General features: G+C 35.5%; 17 protein-coding genes. 14 read left to right on the top strand and 3 right to left on the bottom strand.

Going from position 1 to position 16293, the window contains the following annotated elements:
• Window positions 1-140 precede the first annotated feature (140 nt).
• A complete protein-coding gene (locus BKP57_RS10315) occupies window positions 141-683 on the bottom strand; it encodes a PadR family transcriptional regulator (protein ID WP_050350647.1) in 543 nt (180 codons plus the stop codon).
• Window positions 684-829: 146 nt separating this feature from the next.
• Here BKP57_RS10315 and BKP57_RS10310 point away from each other — a divergent pair, with 146 nt between their 5' ends.
• Together BKP57_RS10310 and rlmH are read left to right on the top strand one after the other, a co-directional pair.
• Window positions 830-1177: a hypothetical protein gene (locus BKP57_RS10310; RefSeq protein WP_050350648.1), complete on the top strand. Its 348-nt coding sequence runs from the start codon at window positions 830-832 to the stop codon at window positions 1175-1177.
• Between the two features lie 199 nt (window positions 1178-1376).
• A complete protein-coding gene (gene rlmH, locus BKP57_RS10305) occupies window positions 1377-1856 on the top strand; it encodes a 23S rRNA (pseudouridine(1915)-N(3))-methyltransferase RlmH (protein ID WP_050350649.1) in 480 nt (159 codons plus the stop codon).
• 299 nt (window positions 1857-2155) lie between these two features.
• On the opposite strand, the gene BKP57_RS10300 is transcribed toward rlmH, so the two are convergent.
• On the bottom strand, window positions 2156-3664 hold the full coding sequence (locus tag BKP57_RS10300) for a hypothetical protein (protein ID WP_050350650.1): 1509 nt from the start codon (window positions 3662-3664) through the stop codon (window positions 2156-2158).
• A gap of 355 nt (window positions 3665-4019) precedes the next feature.
• Between BKP57_RS10300 and BKP57_RS21700 the strand changes: the two genes are divergently transcribed.
• From BKP57_RS21700 to BKP57_RS10290, 3 genes are all read left to right on the top strand, one after another.
• On the top strand, window positions 4020-4178 hold the full coding sequence (locus BKP57_RS21700) for an isocitrate lyase/phosphoenolpyruvate mutase family protein (RefSeq protein WP_082240876.1): 159 nt from the start codon (window positions 4020-4022) through the stop codon (window positions 4176-4178).
• A gap of 560 nt (window positions 4179-4738) precedes the next feature.
• On the top strand, window positions 4739-4891 hold the full coding sequence (locus tag BKP57_RS22070; RefSeq protein WP_156875314.1) for a hypothetical protein: 153 nt from the start codon (window positions 4739-4741) through the stop codon (window positions 4889-4891).
• A gap of 672 nt (window positions 4892-5563) precedes the next feature.
• Window positions 5564-6004, top strand: coding sequence for a cell wall hydrolase (locus BKP57_RS10290; RefSeq protein ID WP_050350652.1), 441 nt, complete (start codon window positions 5564-5566; stop codon window positions 6002-6004).
• A 227-nt stretch (window positions 6005-6231) separates the two neighbouring features.
• Here the strand turns inward: BKP57_RS10290 and BKP57_RS10285 are convergent, their stop codons facing one another.
• Window positions 6232-6543, bottom strand: a complete 312-nt coding sequence (locus BKP57_RS10285) for a DUF1433 domain-containing protein (RefSeq protein ID WP_072741490.1) — start codon at window positions 6541-6543, stop codon at window positions 6232-6234.
• Window positions 6544-6597: 54 nt separating this feature from the next.
• Here BKP57_RS10285 and BKP57_RS10280 point away from each other — a divergent pair, with 54 nt between their 5' ends.
• From BKP57_RS10280 to BKP57_RS10240, 9 genes are all read left to right on the top strand, one after another.
• On the top strand, window positions 6598-6828 hold the full coding sequence (locus tag BKP57_RS10280; RefSeq protein WP_050350653.1) for a hypothetical protein: 231 nt from the start codon (window positions 6598-6600) through the stop codon (window positions 6826-6828).
• Window positions 6829-7062: 234 nt separating this feature from the next.
• Window positions 7063-7284 carry a FeoA family protein gene (locus tag BKP57_RS10275; protein ID WP_072741489.1) on the top strand — a complete coding sequence of 74 codons (222 nt, stop codon included), beginning with the start codon at window positions 7063-7065 and terminating at the stop codon, window positions 7282-7284.
• 3 nt (window positions 7285-7287) lie between these two features.
• Complete coding sequence (feoB, locus tag BKP57_RS10270) at window positions 7288-9300, top strand: ferrous iron transport protein B (protein ID WP_072741488.1); 2013 nt, start codon at window positions 7288-7290, stop codon at window positions 9298-9300.
• 17 nt (window positions 9301-9317) lie between these two features.
• On the top strand, window positions 9318-9488 hold the full coding sequence (locus BKP57_RS10265; RefSeq protein ID WP_050350656.1) for a FeoB-associated Cys-rich membrane protein: 171 nt from the start codon (window positions 9318-9320) through the stop codon (window positions 9486-9488).
• A gap of 622 nt (window positions 9489-10110) precedes the next feature.
• Window positions 10111-12042 (top strand): BglG family transcription antiterminator, encoded by a 1932-nt coding sequence (locus tag BKP57_RS10260; protein ID WP_072741487.1) that lies wholly within the window; start codon window positions 10111-10113, stop codon window positions 12040-12042.
• Between the two features lie 480 nt (window positions 12043-12522).
• Window positions 12523-12858, top strand: a complete 336-nt coding sequence (locus BKP57_RS10255) for a PTS lactose/cellobiose transporter subunit IIA (protein ID WP_072741486.1) — start codon at window positions 12523-12525, stop codon at window positions 12856-12858.
• Complete coding sequence (locus BKP57_RS10250) at window positions 12845-14161, top strand: 6-phospho-beta-glucosidase (protein WP_072741485.1); 1317 nt, start codon at window positions 12845-12847, stop codon at window positions 14159-14161. The genes BKP57_RS10255 and BKP57_RS10250 overlap by 14 nt, the downstream gene beginning before the upstream one ends.
• A gap of 273 nt (window positions 14162-14434) precedes the next feature.
• The gene (locus tag BKP57_RS10245; protein ID WP_072741484.1) at window positions 14435-15874 is read left to right on the top strand and encodes a glycoside hydrolase family 1 protein; all 1440 of its coding nucleotides are present in this window, start codon (window positions 14435-14437) and stop codon (window positions 15872-15874) included.
• Between the two features lie 51 nt (window positions 15875-15925).
• Complete coding sequence (locus tag BKP57_RS10240) at window positions 15926-16246, top strand: PTS cellobiose transporter subunit IIB (protein ID WP_072741483.1); 321 nt, start codon at window positions 15926-15928, stop codon at window positions 16244-16246.
• The last annotated feature ends 47 nt before the right edge of the window (window positions 16247-16293 follow it).

Below are 16293 nucleotides of genomic sequence, written 5' to 3'. Positions count from 1 at the left end.
ATCTTCACCCCCGCTGATGGAAGATTCACTTTATCTTTAGTTGATTTATTCCAGTCGCTACGTTGCTAAACGGGCGGTCCTGCGCCTTTGTTCAAAAGTAACCATCCATAGAGGATAAAGAAAACCGAAGCGAATAAAGTTTATTTTATTTTTTCTATCGTAGCTTCGCACCATTCAATAGCAGCTCTAGTTGTTCGCCTCCCGTAGTCCAATGTATATAGCCAATATGTAGCATCAGGACTTTGAGGGTTCCAGTTCATTATCATTTCTTCAATCGCTTTATAGGTGTCTATTTTTTTCTGTAATTCTTCTTTGTAATGAAGTAATAACGATTGAGTCTGATCCGCAGGCTGATGCCGGCTAAAAAATAGCTTTAAAAGAACTTCGTTGCGCTCATCCGTAATTTGCTGCAATGGCTCAGCTAACCAGTTTTGTAAAACCTCTTTCCCCTTGGTAGTGAGGAAATACTCCTTTCGATCTGGTTTTCCATCCTGTGACTTGACCTTAACTGTTGCTAAACCATCGGTAACTAACTTTTTTAGATTAGGGTAGATTTGTCCATAGCTAATTTTCCAAAAGTGATTTAAGCTCTGATCGATCAGTTGTTTAATTTCATAACCGGTTCGACAATCTAAGGTTAAAATCCCAAGCAGCGCATAGGTGGTATGATTATAAGTTTTCAAATCCAATCATCCTATCTATTTGATATATATCATTTAGATATATAATACATGAATTGGTTGAAAATGAAAAGTGTTTTCCGAATGTTTTAGTCGATTGAATACATCTTTGTTATAATTGTAGAAAAGTGTGGAACGGAGGGGTTAGCATGCGTTTGTTTTCTACAGGATTGCTTGAAATGGTACGCGCGCTGTTCATTTTTGTAGTACTTTATTTCGTATTTGGGGCGATAAGTAATTACTTTTTAGAAACATTCACGAACAGACCGATTGGCCAGTTAACGGAAGAATATCCTTATTTGATGTACTTTTTAGCGCTACAAGCCATTGGCATTGCCATCCTTATTTTTATTTTATACCGAAATAAGTTCCAATTCACTGGATGGTATAAAGGGAAGCGAGTAAAGCCACTGTCTAAAACAACAACACGAATTCTTGTAGTCATTAGCGTTGTTGCTATTTTAGCTCTGTATATTGTAGTGGGATTTGGTTTGTGAATGAGCTATGAGCTAGAGGGTTTTTATACTATGCAAATAAGATGGAGACTTTGAGTGGTGCTAGCTTGTTTTGATTTAAGGCAGTATAACACTCAAAATAGAGAGATTTTATACTGAACTTAACATAGATTGGCTTAAAACTGGGGTATGATTATGGTAAACTAAAGAAAATTGAGATTTGTGAGGGAAGTTACGTATAATGAAAATCACCATTGTATCCGTAGGAAAATTAAAAGAAAAGTACTTAAAGCAAGGCATACAAGAATATTTAAAACGCTTAAACACGTACGCAAAAGTAGACATCATTGAAGTTGCAGATGAAAAAGCCCCAGAAAACCTAAGTGAAGCCCAAATGATAGATGTTAAGCAAAAAGAAGGCGAACGCATTTTAAGCCATATTCATCCAGATACATATGTTATCACGTTAGAAATTAACGGCAAAATGCTTACCTCAGAACAATTTGCCAGCAAATTGGATGAACTCGCTACCTATGGGAAAAGCAAAATAGCCTTTGTCATTGGCGGGTCACTTGGAATTAGTACAGACGTTCAAAACCGCAGTGATTTAGCTTTGTCCTTTTCGAAAATGACCTTCCCACATCAGATGATGCGGTTCATTTTGTTGGAGCAGGTGTATAGAGCATTTCGGATTAATCGGGGGGAACCGTACCACAAGTGATGGTAAACAAGAAGAAAGAGTTTACATTACATATGGATCTATTAGAAAAAATAAAAAATGAAATGCAGTTAAAATCAAAATAATTAAATAAGGAAGATCTGTTTAGAAAAACAGAGGTTTAGTTAACGAGGAGTTAGGAAAAGATGCTCCAATGATGATATTATCATCTTGGGCTTTTATCATATATTTTTTGATGGTACTCTTATTTAGGTTTTTATAATGCAGATTATATCATTTATAAAGAATTCAGGATGGCTATTTTAGATACTTAGCCATCCTTTTTTATGTTATTAAAAACACTAAAAATGAGTTTCTAAAATCTCATGAGCTATTTCTTCAAATGCTTCAATAGCTTCTTTAACACTTTTACTTGATAGTTCATCAACTTTATTACCATGAACAATATCATTTCGGTTTTCTTTTATCTTGTTTATATAACTATTAAACTTCCTTCTTGACAGAACTATACGTTTATCCGATGGTACATGTTTGTAATATTCTTTCACTAATTGATAGATTGACGGTATATGATTATTTATTATTTTTCTATCTACTAATTTATTAAATTGCTCCTCGGTAATAAATTCATGTGAAGCATGATCTTCATATGAAACTTTACCATCAAAAAATAGCTGTGTTTTTTCTTCTCCCATATATTTTTTTAGAATTAGTTTAATTTTTGAATACATAAAATTTTCAAAGGAACTATTTAGTGAAATAATAGCCTCTCTTAAATTATTAATTAATAAATATTTCTTAGCATCTTGGAGTAAAATGTTCCAAAGGTTTTCATTATAGGAATTATTTAGTTGAATTAGAAATTCTTTTATTAATTCATCACTTAAGTATGGTATATGAGGAGAAACACGGTACTTGTTTTCATCATAAAATAAAATATTTTTTAACTCTGTCTCCCCAGCGAAAATTTTCGGAGCAGAAGCCTGTATCATTTTAAATGATACATTTTCAATCCAATAATTCTGAGATATTGATTTATAATTCTTTATGATAAAGTTGATTAATTCTAATGATATCACCAATGCTACGCTTCTTTTTTCTACTCCATCAGCAGTATATATATTAATATTCTTGCTAGATGATAGATATTTATTAATTTTCAGAATTACTATAGTTCTGTTTAAAATGCCATATTTGTCCTTTTCTAAATCCACAAAGCCATTTTCAGCCACTATCGTTGGTTTTCCATTAGAAATGATCTCTGCTTCCATTAAAACCTTTGTTCCCTTGTAGTGAAAGGATAATTGATTATTTGAGATATATAATGGGAAAGGGATCTCGTAGGTAACACTTGTCCATATATCGTTATTTTCAATCGCGCTAATAAAAGCCTTATTCCTTTTAAAATTATATACTTCGTTTTCTAATTGTTCGTCATTAAACTCTATTTCTTCAAAGTTATATTTACAAATTTCTTCAAATAGTTCTTTTGCTATCAAAAAATTTTCGTCATTACCAGATTCTTGCTCGATATGCAAAAATAGATAGCTGAATACTAACATATTAATCATGATAATTTTATTTGTTTTATATTCCTTTTTCCAGCGTTGCGTATTCTGAATTACTTCGAAAGCGCTTGTTATTCCTTTATAGTTATTACTTGAAAATGCTTCTGATACATTATCCCTTAGTACAGGGTAGAGAAACTCTATTACTTCATTTTTCTCTTTCGGAGATAACCTATTGAATATTGTAGTTATCTCTTTTCTAAGCTCCGTTTTTTGTGGCTCGCTTATCTTAGAGTTGGTATATATGGCCTTTTTCTTTTCAATTTTCTTATATTTATTCAATACAGAACACTCCCTATAAATACCATAAAACTCCATTCATTATTACAATTATCTACACAATTTCATAATACACTTTGAGAACCCTTTTAGCTATCTTTAAAGTGTCACGGTGAACCGTACCACAAGTAAATGAGTTTTTTTAGTAAAATGGAATAAATCTCTTTTGTTACAGATGATAAGAGCAAGAATGAAGAAGAAGAGAAAAAAGCTTGCTTGGTAAAATGGGTTCATCAACTATTACGAGACTAATAAAATGAAAAAATTAAGGGATTCAATGAGCTGTATCCGTCAAAGAACGTTTTTTTGCGTGGGATACTATCTGCCTTAACACTAGAGAAAGTGGGATTTAAAGTGATTGGCACGACGGCTGGAGAATTGTAATTCTCTTGGATATGCAGATAGTGAACTAATTGATTTTGAAAAGCATTTTGGAATTATCAAAACAATTACAGAAAATGTGAAAACACCTGTCTCTGCAGATGTTGAGGTAGGTTATGGTGATGGCACGGAATAGATTGTTACTAATGTTTTAAGACAACAGATGTTGGAGTTGCTGGAATGAATATTGTGGAGTTACTAAAAAAGAAAAAAGGGTTGAGAGATAGATTGGGGTATTACATAGAAGAAATGCAAAAACAGCCTCCTAACTTATCAGCGATTCACTTCGCCTAAGGGGTAGTTTATTCTTGCACTGGAATGTATAAAATTTTTTAGGGTTATAGCATCAGAAAACCTATGGCTATTTTCAAAAAGACTTTGGCAATAGCCAAGTTTTTCTAACAGAATATGAAAGTATAAAATTAGGTGCTTGGAGATAACGAAATAACTGAATAGATCACGTCCGGCTCTATCGCCCAGCAACTAGGCGACTTCACGAAATCGCCCTACGATAAGTCATCATCGGTTCGTCGCTAAGAGGAAGGCCGACTAAAAACGGGCTTGCCGCCCGAAGTCGGCATACCCCTGTTTTTAGTGGCATGATTCCTAAATCTTTAGTTGATTCGTTCCATTCGCTACGTTGCTAAACGGGCGCTTGCGCCTTTGTTCAATAAGGTATGAATCAGCCATTTTCAAATGGCAGCAGCCGCTAGAAGAGGAGTTTATCCATGGGCACAGAAAAATGTAGCAGATGCCCTCGTGGAATTAGGGTTATTGGAAGATGCAGAAAAACCTTATAGGCAAGTCGGCACATCATCACTTGCTCTGAAATCGGCAATGTTATTGTAGCTGTTTTCTCTGTATGTAGAACAAGGCAATCAGGGAAAGGCAGTTAGTGCGATAAAGGAAACTGTTAGGTCAAAACCTCATTACGCCCGTGTAACAGAGATAGCCTTAGACGTATTTAGAGAATATTAACGATTGGGACCATGCAATTGAGCTAGCAGTTGGTGAGACAATACGAACAAAACCTTTTTATTGGGTTGCTATCTTATCAGGATATGTTCAAAAAGGGTTAACCGTTGATTATAGGCCAGGCTATTTTTCTTTTGATCGATTTACTGCAAATAGATCGTGATTGATTTGAAACATTTACAGAGATACTATGGAATAGCTATAGGCTTACCTCTATTATCTAAGTGGTTAATGGTCATTAACCGGCTTCTTTTGAATTTACAAGTTGAACTTACCTTATGCGTGGGAAAATCTGCCAGACTGATATTCAGAAGCTTACGGTTGAAGCGAATAGCGAAATTCATACGTATGCCTTACAAAAGATGCACGAAAACCTGAAATTTATCGTGATCCACTGATATTGTTCGAATTGAGTTGAGACTATGCCAATATGAGCTAATGAATACAATCAGTTAGGTAGTAGCCCAAACAAAACTCATATAAAAAAATGATATCAACAATCATCTTTACCAAATTCCCTCATATAATCTCTTAGAGGTGATAAAAATGCCAAGGGTAGCATATACAGATAGTGATGTGGCTTTAGTGGCAAGGATGATGAGAGCAGAGGCTGAAGGTGAAGGACAGCTAGGAATGCTTATGGTTGGTAATGTTATTGTAAATCGATTAGTTGCTAATTGTTTAGACTTTAAAGGTTTAAGGTCCATATACGACGTGATTTTTCAAATACAGGGAGGCAATTACTCTTTCGAAGCTGTACAAAAAGGAAATGTTTTCTATAACAGAGCGAGAAGTGTAGAAAAGAGATTAGCCAAAAGAGTGTTAGATTACTGGAGAGATCATCCATCCAAGTTTGCGCTATGGTATTTTAATCCCTATGCTCCGTGTCCTCCTACATGGTATGGTCAACCATTTACAGGGCAATACAAGTTACATTGTTATTATGAACCACAGGCAAATACATGCGAAAGTGTTTATATGGGCTAGGTGTTCGGTAAAGGATACAGTTAACATTTGGAAAAGATAGCCTTGCGCGAGGAAGCTTATGCAAGGATTTTTTTAGCTTATCATTGAAATGGTTGGTGAAACAAATAAAAATAGCCCCGGTTCCCTTGAGGAAGTGGGGCTACTTTTGTAAGTTAAAAATAATGTTATAAATATAGAGCTAAAAAGTGCTGTTAATAGTATTATCGACTGCTATAAGGATTTATACATCATACAAATTTAATAATCGCATGCTTTTCTTTGCACTCCTCTTTTCTCTCAGGAAATTCTTTTCCTACAGCACTTGAAATAATTTTAAAATCATTTTCATAATCGATATTAATGGAGAAAGTTGCTTTTTCATTATTATTCACCGTACCACTAATCACCATTCCGCCCATAGGAGTAATATAATCATTCTTTTTAAAATTTATTGTATGGATATTTTTAAAATTGTTATTTAAATAACTTTCTACAGTTTCTAGGCATCTTACAAACAGATTCCAAAAAAGGTTTTCATTGAAACAGATTATTAAACACAAGTTTGGGATAACCTCGAAACTATTAAAGATCCCGATACTGGATTACATGTTTATGTGCTCCAAAACGCTGATACAGATGAAATCGTTATCAGCTTTAGAGGAACAGAGCTTCCTAAAACAACTGCAACCAAAGTGAAAGAAAAATATTTAGGAACACCTTCTCAGGATGCCGCTTTATTAACTGGTAAGGCGAAACTTAACCCCAAAGATAAAACCCATATGACACCAAAAATCAATTTACAGCAGCTGAACAAGTGGCTAGCACTTTTATTTTCCCTATCCTGATGCATGTATCTTTTTTCCAGTTTGGGTTTTAATAAAGTACAAACAATTAAAATCAAACTCATTCAACAATCATTTGTACCGTTCTGTACTTACAAAGCCTGTATACTACTCCATCTACACGCTTAAAGAAACAAAATTGTAAAAATTATCGCCGCTTTCCTCGACTATTATATGATACAATTAGTTGAGAATAATTATCATTATTAATAGTGTTCATATCAGGAGGGCTACATCATGAATCTTACTGATTTACAGCAAGGTAAAACAGCTGTCGTATCAGATGTTACAAAATTTAATGATATAGTAAAACAACGTTTAATCGATATGGGTCTCGTGGAAGGTCAAGAAGTTTGTTTAAAATGTACCATGCCATTTGGCGGTCCTGTAATGGTCGAAGTGTGTGGACAATGTCTCAGTTTACGTCGTAAAGAAGCATCACGTATAGGGGTGAGATAACACGTGTCTCAATTTGCATTATTTGGAAACCCCAATACTGGTAAAACATCACTTTTTAATAACCTAACAGGATCCTATGAATATGTAGGAAACTGGAGCGGTGTAACGATTGAAAAAAAGGTGGGCAAGCTTCGCAACCAAAAAGGTCTGTTAGTCGATCTGCCTGGTGTATACTCATTAAATCCTCTTTCTAAAGACGAAGAAGTGGTGACAGAATTTTTATTGACGGGTGAATTTGAGAAAATATTGAATATTATTGATGCTTCCCAGCTAAAACGCAATCTACAGCTAACGATTCAATTAATGGAATTTGGCAAGCCTCTTATAGTGGGGCTTAATATGATAGATGTCGCCCAAATAAGAGGGATGAAAATTAATAACAAGAAGCTAGCAGACATATTAGATGTCCGTGTAGTTCCGATTGTTGCCCGAACTGGCAAGGGCTGTGATCTATTGACGAAGGAACTAACGAACCATACAACGGAAGAATCGCAGACTACTTCTATTTTTAAAGTGGACTATGGATTTTTAGAAGAAATGATTGATCGAATCAGCAAACTTATTCCAAATGAAGCTAACTTGAATAAAAGATGGGTGGCTATTCAATATTTAGAAAGTAATAAACGAGTAACATCCTATTTGGATCAACACATGTCAAGTACAGCTATGCTTGAACAAATGAAGCGGGAAGCAGAAGAAGAACTTGTAAAGCGCGGGCATTCTTTCTCTTTAAGGCAATTTATCTACCATATGAGAGATCAAAAAATTATTCATATATTGGAACAGGTTATAACGGTCACTTCGTCAAATAAAACGACTACGACTGAATTAATAGATCGCATCGTCACAAACAAATTTCTTGGCCTGCCAATTTTCTTATTCTCTATGTACGTGATGTTTATGCTGACGTTTGATTGGTTAGGATCACCGTTGTCGGATGTATTAGATGGATTTTTCTCTGGCCCGTTAACTAACGGCTTGGAGAATGGATTAAATGCTATTGGTGCTTCTAGTTTCATTAAAGACTTGGTGCTTAATGGAATTGTGGCTGGTGTAGGTGGAGTGCTCGTATTTGTCCCACAAATTTTTATCATGTTTTTCCTTATCTCTTTCCTAGAGGATTCTGGTTATATGGCTCGGGTTGCAATGGTGATGGACAGGATAATGGAATCCATCGGACTTAACGGGAAAGCTTTTATTCCAATGATTATTGGTTTTGGATGTAATGTTCCCGGAATTATGGCAGCACGTACCATTGAACAACCAAAAGAAAGGTTGTTAACGATTTTACTAACGCCTTTAATGTCTTGCTCTGCACGTCTTCCTGTATATGCTTTATTCGTTGGTGCCTTTTTTGTGAAACATCGAGCATTATTGGTCCTTTCTCTATATGTGCTTGGAATTGTCGTAGCTATGGTGATAGCGCGAATATTTTCCTATCTATTCTTAAAAAATGAAAAAAGTGTGTTTGTTATCGAGTTACCCCCATACCGTGTTCCTCAAGCTTTAACATTATGGAGGAGTACATGGGAAAAAGGGAAAGGGTTTATTCGGAAGGCAGGGACGTTTATTTTTGCAGGTTCGGTTTTAATATGGTTGCTGACCTATGCAGGACCACACGGATTAAATGTGGACATGGACGATAGCTTTCTTGCTTTGATTGGTGGAGTTTTGGCACCTATTTTTCAACCATTAGGATTTGGAACTTGGCAAGCAGCTGCATCCTTACTAACGGGATTTCTAGCAAAGGAAGTAGTTGTATCTACCATGAATATTATTTATCATGTTCCGGATACAGCGTCACTGACAGGCATATTAAGTGCTCAATATTCTGCTCTTTCAGCATTGAGTTTTATGTCATTTATCCTGCTATATGTTCCATGCTTAGCGACAGTAGCTACCATTAGAAAAGAAACGGCTTCTAAAAAATGGACCTATATCTCCATTATATATTCCTTGCTCATCGCTTATGTCATTTCTATCATCATCTATCAAATTGGAGGACTATTCTTTTAAAAAAGGAGGCGTGTTCCATGATTGTGAATATATTAATTGGTTTAGTTATATTTGGGTATGCGGGCTGGATGATGGTTCGCCATATAAAAAAAAGCAAACAAGGTAAGTGTGCAGCCTGTGCACTTAAAAAATCCTGTAGCAGTTCTTGCACTGAAACAGACTCAGCTTCTATGAAGAAGTTGAAATAGTTACCAGGTATTGAATCGTTTTTGAATGGACATTTTATTAAAGGCAAAAAGAGATATACAACCCCAATTATATTATGCTAAAATCTACCATAAATAATCGTAGTAAACTGTGATTAAAAATGATACGCTCCCTTTGAAGTAGACAGGCTAAAAAATAAAACCTGCTACTTAGAAGGGAGTTAATTTTTGGTTGGAAGCTGGACTCCTGAGGTAGTGTAATATTCTATAGAATGCGGCAATAGCTGAGCCTCTTTAGTTGTTGTATTCATAATTAGGAAGGTTTTCACGCAGATAGTAGTTGAAACATTCCATCCGTTTTCCTTTGCTGTGCCAACAATATAATGAACGTGATGAAGTTTAATATTAACCTAGTATTCATATACAAAGGTTTTACTTAAAACCTTTTGTTTACACGTGTCTGATAGTACCTTTCCTTTGTTAAATAATAGCATCATGTATGATAACGAATCATCTCACTATTTATTTCATGGTTGTGAATTTATGAATAATTGATATAAGATAGATTAAGAATAGCTCAACTTAATATAAATTTAGAAGAGGTTACATAATAGCATTTTTAAAATACCAGTTTTTATTAAAGTAAAGACAGGGAGTGGCAGAGATGCTTTCTAGTCGGATGATGCTTATTTTGCAGGAATTAATGGCTGCTAAATCGGCCGTTACAAGTAATGATTTAGCTGATAGAATTTGCGTTACGCCAAGAACGATTCGAAATGATATAAAAGAGCTGAATAGTATTTTATTACAGAGTGGGGGTTTTATTGAGTCAAAAAGAGGAACTGGCTATGAGTTAATAATCAAAAATAGTAAAACATTTAAAGCATTTTTACAAAAGATGGCGAAGGACTCTAATTCTAATATGTTACCGAGTTCACCTGAAGACCGTGTAATATATATAGTGAGAAAACTTCTTTTAGACAATTACTATATTAAATTGGACGATATGGCAGATAAACTATATATTAGTAAATCTACCTTGCAAAATGATTTAATTGAAGTTAGAAAAATATTAACAGGATTTAAACTCGAGTTAGTTAGTAAGCCATATCATGGAGTAAAGATAATAGGCGATGAAATGAATGTAAGATTTTGTTTGGCGGAATATTTATTTAATAGGAAGGAGATTGTGGTTAACATGCAAAGACAAGCAGCCCCCATCCTTCCACAAAAAGACATAAATAAAATTTACACGATTATTATAAAGGAAGTGAAAGCAAATAAGATTGAGATGTCTGATATTGCGCTAAATAATCTATGTATTCATTTTGCAATAGCTTGTAAGCGGATTCGTGATGAAAATTATGTACAGCTGGCACCTGAAGATTTTGCAGGAGTTTACAGCCAAACCGAATATAAAGTGGCTAAGGGAATTGTAACCAAAATTGAATCCGCTTTACATGTTTCGTTTCCAAAAACAGAAATAGCGTATATAGCCATTCATTTACTTGGAACGAAAAAAATTGCAAAAATAAATTTAAACCGAGAAGAATTTGAATCCTTTGTGGAAAGCGATTTACGAGCTGCCATCAAAGAATTTATTCACAAGGTTGATGAACGCTTAAAATTGCAATTGATCAATGATCATGAATTATTTATAGCTTTGGGCTTACACCTGCAACCTACATTAAATCGTCTTCGCTATGGAATGAATATGCGAAACCCAATGCTCGATGAGATAAAAACAAAATACCCTCTTGCGTTTGATGCCGCTGTTTTAGCGAGAGAAGTATTTAACAAAAGATTAGCAATTGAGATTGATGAAGATGAAGTTGGTTATATTGCTTTACACATCAGTGTAGCCATGTTGAGGCAAAAAATGCAACAAGATGTGAAACGCTGTATCATCGTTTGTGCGACTGGTGTAGGGAGTGCCATGTTATTAAAGTATAGATTGCAATCCAAATACCCTAATCAGCTACATGTTGTAGATACGACGGATTTCTATCGGTTAAATGAAACTTCCTTAGAGCAAATCGATTTTATAATTACTACCATTCCAATTGAAAGGAAACTACCAGTTCCAATTATTTTTGTAAATACTATCTTAGGTACAGAGGACTTAAGGAAAATAGAGAATTATTTAAAAAATAGAACTGAAAACAAGATAGACTTTCTAAAGGAAGAGCTTATTTTTCTGCATAAAGGTTTACCAACAAAAGAAGCAGCTATCAAGTATTTAGTGGAAAAACTTGTGGCTGCTGGTTATGTGGAGAGCTCGTTCGGTGCTTCTGTTTTTAAAAGAGAAAGGCTGTCACCAACAAGCTTTGGAAATTTGGTTGCCATTCCTCATCCGATGGAGCCGCATACAAGAGAAACTTTTTGGACAATCTGTACGTTAAAAAAACCGATTGATTGGGAAGGGAACTATGTGCAATTTATTTGTTTATTAAGTATAGGTAAAAATAGAACATCTGATTTAAAGCTAATGTATGATTATTTAATTGAAATAATTGAGAATAAACGAAAGGTCAATCAATTAATCAGCTGTGAAGAAAAAGACGAGTTTATCGAGACAATAAATGCAATGTTGTGAAGTTAAATACATTTTATAACACGATGAGGAATTATTTTAGGCTTTATCCCGCATATAAAGTGCTGTGTGACTACCACTTTAAGAGTTAGAGATAGGTAGTACTACAACAAGTCTAAGTGGTAGATAACAGCACCTAAATACACTGTTACGTAAAAGAGGGCTTTAGATCATTCCAAAGAGGTAATAACAGTCAGTGGGGATGAAAGAAAGTCATGCCTACTGATTGGAGATTCACTTTATAGTATAAAAAAACAATAGTTTTACAAAAAGACTTAGCGCCAAGCTAAGTTTTTTTATATGGACTCATCTAGCCATAATTATATTTTTTCTACTCAGTAATGATTTCCTTAACGTTTAGGAAAAAGTATGTGTTCAAGTGTTAACGATTTCATTCTATGATAAATAGGTAAGTAGAGAAATATTTTAAAGGACTGTTAGCAAAGTAAATAGAGATTCCGTTAACTTAAGGGGAGATTTAAATTGAGCATAGAAGAAATTAGCTTTCAAATTATTTTACATGGAGGAAATGCTCGAACTTCTGCAATGGAAGCAATTCAACACGCAAAAGAGGGGGAATTTGAAAAAGCAGAACAAAAAATTCAAGAAGCAAATGAAGAAATTGGGGCAGCACATCGTTCCCAAACCGAACTTATAAAAGGAGAAGCTCGTGGAGAAAAAACGGAAATTCGTTTATTACTCATCCATGCTCAGGATCATTTAATGAATGCAATAACCCTGAAGGATTTAGCTCAAGAAGTAATTGAACTTTACAAAAAAATAAATGAATGGAGAGGGGATCATTATGACAAATCATAAATTGAAAGTAGCAACCATTGGTGGAGGTTCAAGCTATACTCCAGAGTTAATCGAAGGTTTTATCAAACGGTATGAAGAATTTCCGTTAACAGAGTTATGGTTAGTTGATATTGATGAGGGAAAAGAAAAGCTTGCAATTGTAGGCCATCTTGCTAAACGAATGATTAAAAAAGCAGGTCTACCCATTGATGTTCATTTGACCTTAGATCGTAGAGCTGCATTAAAAGATGCTGATTTTGTCACTACTCAATTCCGTGTTGGTCTTCTGGCAGCACGTGCTAAAGATGAGCGTATTCCGCTAAAATATGGTGTTCTTGGTCAAGAAACAAACGGACCTGGTGGTTTATTTAAAGGGCTACGCACGATACCAGTCATTCTAGAAATTTGTAAAGAAATGGAGGAGCTTTGTCCAAAGGCGTGGTTAATTAACTTTACAAATCCAGCTGGAATGGTGACAGAGGCGGTGCTTCGTTACTCCAATATAAAGAGAGTCATCGGTTTATGTAATGTTCCAATTGGAATGGAGATGGGAATTGCTAAATTACTGGATATTGACCATTCTCGTATCCGTATTGATTTTGCCGGATTAAACCATATGGTATACGGATTAGATATATATTTAGACGGAGTTAGTGTGAAAGAATTGGTGATGGAGAAGCTAACTGATCCGGAAAATAGCAGTTTTGTTAAAAATATAGATGGAATGGGCTGGGAGCCAGAATTTATTCGTGCGCTAAATGCGATTACATGTCCATACCATATGTATTACTATAAATCAAAAGATATGTTAGACAAAGCAATCGAAAGCGCTGCAAATGAGGGCACTCGCGCAGAAGTGGTCCAAAAGCTGGAAGAAGAGTTATTTGAGTTGTATAAGGACGAAAATTTAAATATTAAACCACCGCAATTAGAAGATCGTGGCGGGGCATATTATTCGGATGCAGCCGTTCGTTTAATAACTTCCATTTATACAGATAAACGTGATATTCAACCAGTCAACACAAGGAACTGCGGAGCTATTGCAAGCTTACCAGCTGAATCCGCTGTCGAGGTTAGCTGCGTTATTACAAAAGATGGTCCAGTACCACTTGCCATGGGGGATATCCCGGTAGCAGCACGCGGGCTTGTGCAACAAATCAAGTCATTTGAACGCATTGCAGCAGAGGCGTCTGTAACAGGGGATTATAATCAAGCGGTACTTGCTTTAACAATTAATCCACTTACTCCATCTGATACCGTTGCAAAACAAATAGTGGCTGAAATGATGGAAGCACATAAAGCATATCTCCCTCAGTTCTTTTAAGCTGACCATGTAAATGGATATGGTTCTGGTCAGTCGGAGCCATATAGGTTTTGTTTATCCCGTCGTATATAAGAGCTGTAAGACTCCCACTTGAGGAGTTGGATTATCTGTACGCAGCAGGTCTAAGTGGGAGATAGCAGCACCTAAACGCCCTTTCGTAAGAGACCTTTTAGGTCATACCCTTGGGTTACTAACAATCGGGAGGGGGATGAATGAAACCCCTATTGATTGAAGATTCTTTTTATCGATGAATAAAAAAGGAGTGAAGAAAACGTGTTACACGAAAAACTTAAAGCGTTTCCAAGAGATTTCCTATGGGGAGCGGCGTCCGCTGCATATCAAGTAGAAGGTGCATGGGATGTCAATGGTAAAGGGATGTCTAATTGGGATAAATTTGTTCGTATTCCCGGTAAAACGTTTAAAGGAACGACTGGAGATGTAGCTGTAGATCATTATCATCGCTACAAAGAAGATATTGCGTTAATGGCTGAAATGGGTATGAAGACTTATCGATTCTCTGTAGCGTGGTCCCGTATTTTCCCTAATGGAAAAGGTAAAGTAAACCAAAAGGGGATTGATTTTTACAATAGATTGATTGATGAGTTAATGAAACATAGCATTGAGCCGATAGTAACTATCTATCATTGGGATTTACCGCAAGCACTTCAAGACGAATATGGCGGATGGGAATCCAGACAAATTGTAGAGGACTTTAGAAATTATAGTATTACCTTATTTAAAGCGTTTGGGGATCGTGTGAAATATTGGGTTTCCTTAAATGAACAAAATGTATTTACTAGATTAGGATATCAAACAGCTATGCACCCACCCGGGGTAAAGAATGTGAAGCTATTTTACCAAGTGAACCATCATGCCAATTTAGCAAATGCGAATGCTATTAAAGAGTTTCGTAAATATGTACCTGATGGAAAAATTGGCCCAAGTTTTGCTTACTCACCGGCTTACGCTGCCACATCAAAACCTGAGGATGTTCTTGCAGCTGAAAATGCCGAGGAATTTACAAACCATTGGTGGATGGATATATATGCATGGGGAGAGTATCCAAAAGCAATTTGGAATTACTTGGAGAGAAAGAGGATTGCCCCACAAGTAGAGGAAGGCGACTTTACATTATTAAAACAGGAAAAGCCTGATTTCATGGGTGTGAATTATTATCAAACGACAACCTATGAAAGAAATCCATTAGATGGGGTTACGATGGAAGCCCATTTCAACACGACTGGTAAAAAGGGGACAATGGAGGATACTGGCATACCAGGTCTGTTTAAAACAGTTACTAATGAACATCTAGAAAGAACCAATTGGGATTGGAACATTGACCCACAAGGATTACGAATTGGGCTTCGTAGAATAACAAGCCGCTATGGTTTACCTATCCTAATCAGTGAAAATGGTTTAGGTGAGTACGACAAAGTTGAAGAAGACGGCACCATCCACGATGGCTATCGAATTGAATATATTAGAGCACATATAAAAGCAATGCAAGAAGCGATTACCGATGGTGTAGAGATGATTGGTTATTGTGTGTGGTCATTTACGGATCTTCTAAGTTGGTTAAATGGTTTTCAAAAGCGATATGGCTTTGTATATGTCAATCAGCATGAAGAAGGAGAATATGATCTTCGGCGGATAAAGAAGAAAAGCTTTTATTGGTACAAGAATGTAATAGAAAGTAATGGAGAAAACCTTTAACTAAAAATTTAAATGATTTATGGAAATTTAAACTTTATGGAGGAATGTAAGATGAAAAAAGTGCTCATTATTTGTGCAGCTGGTATGTCATCGTCATTAATGGCGAAGAAGACAACGGAATATTTAAAGAATGAAGGGAAGGATATTTTAGTAGATGCAATTTCTGCTACTGAAGGTAGTAAGATGATTGAAACGAGCGACTTTGAATTGTTTTTGATAAGCCCACAAACAAAAATGTACTTTAAAAAGCTTAAGGAAACTGGAGATCGCGTAGGGAAAAAAGTTATAAATATTCCGCCACAAGCTTATGTTCCAATCCCTATGGGAGTTGAAAAACTAGCAAATTTAATCTTACAAGAACTTTCTCAATAATTTGTTCATGGAACTTATTTTTGAGAAAACGGTACTCGAAGCCCTTA

Source organism: Virgibacillus sp. 6R, assembly GCF_001895305.1.
GTDB lineage: Bacteria > Bacillota > Bacilli > Bacillales > Amphibacillaceae > Virgibacillus > Virgibacillus pantothenticus.
The sequence above is the reverse complement of the archived record's forward strand: the minus strand, read 5'-3'. Positions and strand labels throughout refer to the sequence as shown.